Source organism: Cupriavidus sp. 01T418 (assembly GCF_056398885.1).
Map to the genome: position 1 here is coordinate 1 of NZ_JBFTQG010000094.1, position 3,956 is coordinate 3,956.

Here is a 3,956-nt window from a genome sequence, read left to right on the forward strand (position 1 = left end):
ATCGGTGCGCTTGGGCTAGCGTCCGCCAGGATGAAAGTCGCCCTCCCGGCCGACCTGTCGGTCGACGCCGAAGTGGACCTGGTCAAGGAGGGCGATGCTTACTACCTGCAAGCCCGTCTCAACATCAGCCTGCCCGGGGTGGAGCGTGATGTCGCCCAGGCCCTGGCGGACGCCGCGCACCAGACGTGCCCGTACTCGAAACTCACCCGGGGCAATATCGATGTCGTGATCAACGTAGTCTGAGCCGGGAAGATCCCTGCTGGAGGCGAAGGACTTCGGCTTGCGCCGATGTCCTTCGCTGGTAATCGTCCGGTTCGATGACGAGTCGCGTGCCGGCCGTCCGCCCCGGCCGCCGAGAGAGTAGAACGATGCGCAAGCCCTCCCTGTCAAGAAGCCGCCTTCCCTGGACCCGTCTGAACGCGATCCCGCACCTGCAGGGCCTGCATCCCTGGGTAGCGCTGCAAGAACTGTGCAGTGCGTATCTGCATGGCGGCCTGGGCGGGCTGGTTGGGCGGATCGTCCTGATGGCATGGCCACGCCACGTGTGCCGCTGGCGGGGGAGCCGATGTTCGACCGCGTCGAGATCGTCGAGCTGCTGATTGGCAGGGGTGCGCATCCCGACGCGCGCGATGCCGATGGATGCACCGCGCTGTCTTACGCCACCAGGATGGGTGCGCACAACGCAGCTGGCCTGCTGGCCGGGAAAGACTGACGCCAACCCGGGCAGCCGGCCTGCTGTCAGTCGTCTGCGACAAGCGCGCTTGGAGACGGGTCGTTTACCGGGATGACCCGCAAAGCGCGCCCCGCCTCACGGCACCTGGTACTTCTCGCGTACCAGGTGCCCGATGCCCATGCGATCCAGAAGGGTCAGCGGGCACAGGAACGTGACGCGCACCGTGCCCGGCAGCCGGCTGATCTCGATGGAGCCATTGATGGTGGCGCGGTTCAGCACCTCGTCGTAAGGCAGCCCGGTAACGTCCGCCGCGCGTTGCAGCCCGTTGCGGGTGGCCGCGTTGAGATCCACGCCGCTGCCGAGAAAGGTGATCGGCCCGTTCTGCTCCACCTCGTGCTGCCCCCAGCGCGCGCCAAGTTCGCGGACCTTCTGCCGCTGCGCGCTGTTCATCGGGCGCGCCATCGGCGGCAGGTCCTCGATGTTCTGCAGCAGGATCGGGCCGTCGATAGCCAGGTGCTTGATTACCTCCACTGTCAGCTCGGCCTCGCCGGACACGTCGGTGGCATGGCCCGCGATCTCGCCGTTTCCCTGCTGGGCGTGCATGTCGCCCATGTAGATTCCCGCCCCCGGCACCTTGACCGGGCAGATCAGGACGCAACGAACGGATCGTCGTGATAGCGCCCCTCGACAAAGCGCATCACGCCAGACGATGTAGCCATGGAGGTGACGCGCATGCGCCGGATCTTGAGCGCGACGGCGTCGCCGATCCCGGCGCCGGCCACCGCGACATGCTGCGTCACTTCGTGGCCGCCCTGGAAGGCCGGCGTGATCATCGGCCCCCAGCAACCCGGTGGCGTACCGGTGACCAGCGTGCCGCCGTCGGCCAGCGGCCCCAGCATCGGCTGGCTAGGGCCGATCAGCCCTTGGGTGTAGGTCTGGCACGAAGCCAGTCCTCCTTGGGTTGCATCGCGAGCGGCGACCCGGGCATGGGACGGGCAATTCAGCGGTTGCAATCAGGGTATTTCAGCGAGCGCGTGTATCCCGGCTGTTTCAGTGGCCGGGGGAAATGAAAGGTTGCTTGTCTGGAGAGGCTGCAGATACGCAGGGATACAAAGGGGGAAATGGGCGGCGACGGCCCGGGCGTCTGTGTGCCTCTGGTCACTGGCGAGCGCGGCGGCCCAGATCGGGTCTGCGCCGACCACGCCAGCGCTCCGGCACCGTGCCCAATTTGGTATCGCACTGTATCTCCCGCCGACGCGATACACGCGCTCACGTACCCGGCACCAAATCGCTACGGGCGGGATACATCGGTCGCCTTAAATGCATCCTGTAGCGCGGGGGCAGCGGGAAAAGACTTGATGACCCTGCCAGCGTTGCAACAACGGCCGCATCCGACAGGCGGAACGGCAACCCACTACATAGCCCGGAGAACAGACGATCATGAACACCATCCAAATCGCCACGCTTGCCAAACGCCTTCTCGCCGTCGCCGTCCTGGCCGCCACCGCGGGCGCAGCTCACGTGGCCACCGCCGCTGAACTCGCCGCGGACCATGGCTATAGCCACAGCGCTTCCGTTTCACGTACCGGCGAGCGCGACCCGTACACCGACGGCGCACGCGTTGGCGAACGCGATCCTTTCACCGACGGCGCACGTACTGACCAGCGCAACGCGTTCTACGATGGCGCCTACAGCGCTGGCGCGCCGCAAACCGTTGCCATCAACCTGCAACCGCGTGCACGCGACCCGTACACCGACGGCGCACGTGTTGGCGAACGCGATCCTTTCACCGATGGCGCACGTACCGGCGCGCGTGACCCGTTCACCGATGGGGCGCACGACGCAACGCTCGCCCGCATCAGCAACCGCGACGGCTATACGCCCGACGGCGCGCACGACGCAACGCTCGCCCGCATCAGCAACCGCGATGGCTATACGCCCGACGGCGACCACACAGCGTAAGCCAGGCCGGACGCACCCTCCAGGCGATCTCGCGGGTGCCGGCGGGGCGCTAATCCCGTGTTCGGCACGCCGAACGAGACCGGCATCGGGGCGACGGCCGTGTCTGCTACAGCGGTGCGGACTGTGTCTGGGAGGGCTGCGTTGGCGCGGCCGGCTTCTTGTCGCTCGCGCCGCTGTAGGTGAAGTACCTGGCCTTGGCGCCCTTGGCCCAGTACGCCAGAGTGAACTGCTTGCTGTCGCGTGCGTAAAGCATCTCGAGGCTGCCGTTGGCTGCCTCCCACTCGGCGTAGCCGTTCTCGGCATTGGGTTCGGTCTTGCGCTTAGCCTCATAGCGGGCGTCGAGCTTCCTGCTGACCTCATCCAGCGCGGACCGATCGAATGTCAGGGTAATGAGCGCCACGGCGTCCTGGGCGTCGCAGTTCACGATCGCGCGGGTCAGGCCCGGCAGATTGAAGCGATCCAGTTGCTTGATCTGCACCGTGTCCCCGCCGGCCCACGGCGCCATGCCAGTCCTGACGCGATTTGGACCGGGCGTCATCCGCGCGCACTTGGTCTTGCCAAGCTCAAGGCCGAGGGGCGCCGCGTCCTTGCCGGGCGGTTGTGCGTGGGCGGCGATCGACGCCAACAGGAGGGTGGAGAGCAGGGTGGCCGTCTTCATCATGGTTTTGGCGAGATTCGGGATCTCGAAACGAACAGGAGGGAGATTCTACGGCCTGAGGCCCCTCGCCCAACTCGCGCAGGTTTAGTGAGAGGTGGAAAGAGATTGAAATGCTCCAGTTCGAGCCCGCGTGTCCCTGGTTTTTACGAGGGGTTTCGAACAGGCAGTCGCGCATGTCCTGAGCGTGTTCATCTCCGTGATTATTCATCACCGGTGCGCGAGTGGAAAAGCCAGGCAGCCTGGAAAGCCAGCCGAACAAGTTCCTGAAAGCGAAGGATGAACCTTCGACGTAGTTTCAGGCACTCAGGAGAATGTTTCTCCACCGGCGCCTACCTCATGTTTTCGGTCTTCCGTCAATTGAACGCCCTCGCGGCGGACTCGCCCCCTGCTGAAGCGGCGCAGGCTTCGGGCACCACGTGCACCGGCCCCTCCCTCCAGGTCGATGCAGTGACCCGCAACGCGGCAGCCGCGGCACTGCGGAGCATGGTCTTTCTGGATGACTTGATGCGGGACGTCGCGCTGTGGCTGATCCCCACGCACCCCGACTGGCCGCCGGGCGTCCAGATTCAGCTGCATGTCGACGGCAGCCCCCCCGGGGCGCCCGCGCTCCGGTACGGCGCGGCCACCCAGCCGACCCCGTCCGGCCCGGTGCACATAGTGCGC

Annotated in this window: 7 protein-coding genes; 4 read left to right on the plus strand and 3 right to left on the minus strand. The window is 66.1% G+C overall.

The window, feature by feature from the left end; all coding sequences use genetic code 11:
* The coding region (locus AC1DQ3_RS36170; RefSeq protein ID WP_477124893.1) for an OsmC family protein at nucleotides 1–243 on the plus strand (243 nt) is incomplete at its 5' end.
* A 286-nt stretch (nucleotides 244–529) separates the two neighbouring features.
* A complete protein-coding gene (locus AC1DQ3_RS36175; protein ID WP_477124895.1) occupies nucleotides 530–712 on the plus strand; it encodes an ankyrin repeat domain-containing protein in 183 nt (60 codons plus the stop codon).
* A gap of 96 nt (nucleotides 713–808) precedes the next feature.
* Here the strand turns inward: AC1DQ3_RS36175 and AC1DQ3_RS36180 are convergent, their stop codons facing one another.
* The gene (locus AC1DQ3_RS36180) at nucleotides 809–1,285 is read right to left on the minus strand and encodes an acetamidase/formamidase family protein (RefSeq protein WP_477124896.1); all 477 of its coding nucleotides are present in this window, start codon (nucleotides 1,283–1,285) and stop codon (nucleotides 809–811) included.
* Nucleotides 1,286–1,320: 35 nt separating this feature from the next.
* Complete coding sequence (locus tag AC1DQ3_RS36185) at nucleotides 1,321–1,686, minus strand: hypothetical protein (protein WP_477124897.1); 366 nt, start codon at nucleotides 1,684–1,686, stop codon at nucleotides 1,321–1,323.
* Nucleotides 1,687–2,113: 427 nt separating this feature from the next.
* Here AC1DQ3_RS36185 and AC1DQ3_RS36190 point away from each other — a divergent pair, with 427 nt between their 5' ends.
* Nucleotides 2,114–2,635 carry a hypothetical protein gene (locus AC1DQ3_RS36190; RefSeq protein WP_477124898.1) on the plus strand — a complete coding sequence of 174 codons (522 nt, stop codon included), beginning with the start codon at nucleotides 2,114–2,116 and terminating at the stop codon, nucleotides 2,633–2,635.
* A gap of 106 nt (nucleotides 2,636–2,741) precedes the next feature.
* Here the strand turns inward: AC1DQ3_RS36190 and AC1DQ3_RS36195 are convergent, their stop codons facing one another.
* Nucleotides 2,742–3,293, minus strand: a complete 552-nt coding sequence (locus AC1DQ3_RS36195) for a hypothetical protein (RefSeq protein ID WP_477124900.1) — start codon at nucleotides 3,291–3,293, stop codon at nucleotides 2,742–2,744.
* A gap of 336 nt (nucleotides 3,294–3,629) precedes the next feature.
* Between AC1DQ3_RS36195 and AC1DQ3_RS36200 the strand changes: the two genes are divergently transcribed.
* Nucleotides 3,630–3,956: hypothetical protein (locus tag AC1DQ3_RS36200; RefSeq protein ID WP_477124899.1), on the plus strand; the 327-nt coding region annotated here is incomplete at its 3' end.

Coding starts and splice junctions, on each gene's coding strand:
- AC1DQ3_RS36175 (WP_477124895.1), top strand. CDS start 530: ATGGCCACGCCACGTGTGCCGCTGGCGGGGGAGCCGATGTTCGACCGC.
- AC1DQ3_RS36180 (WP_477124896.1), bottom strand. CDS start 1,285: ATGGGCGACATGCACGCCCAGCAGGGAAACGGCGAGATCGCGGGCCAT.
- AC1DQ3_RS36190 (WP_477124898.1), top strand. CDS start 2,114: ATGAACACCATCCAAATCGCCACGCTTGCCAAACGCCTTCTCGCCGTC.
- AC1DQ3_RS36195 (WP_477124900.1), bottom strand. CDS start 3,293: ATGAAGACGGCCACCCTGCTCTCCACCCTCCTGTTGGCGTCGATCGCC.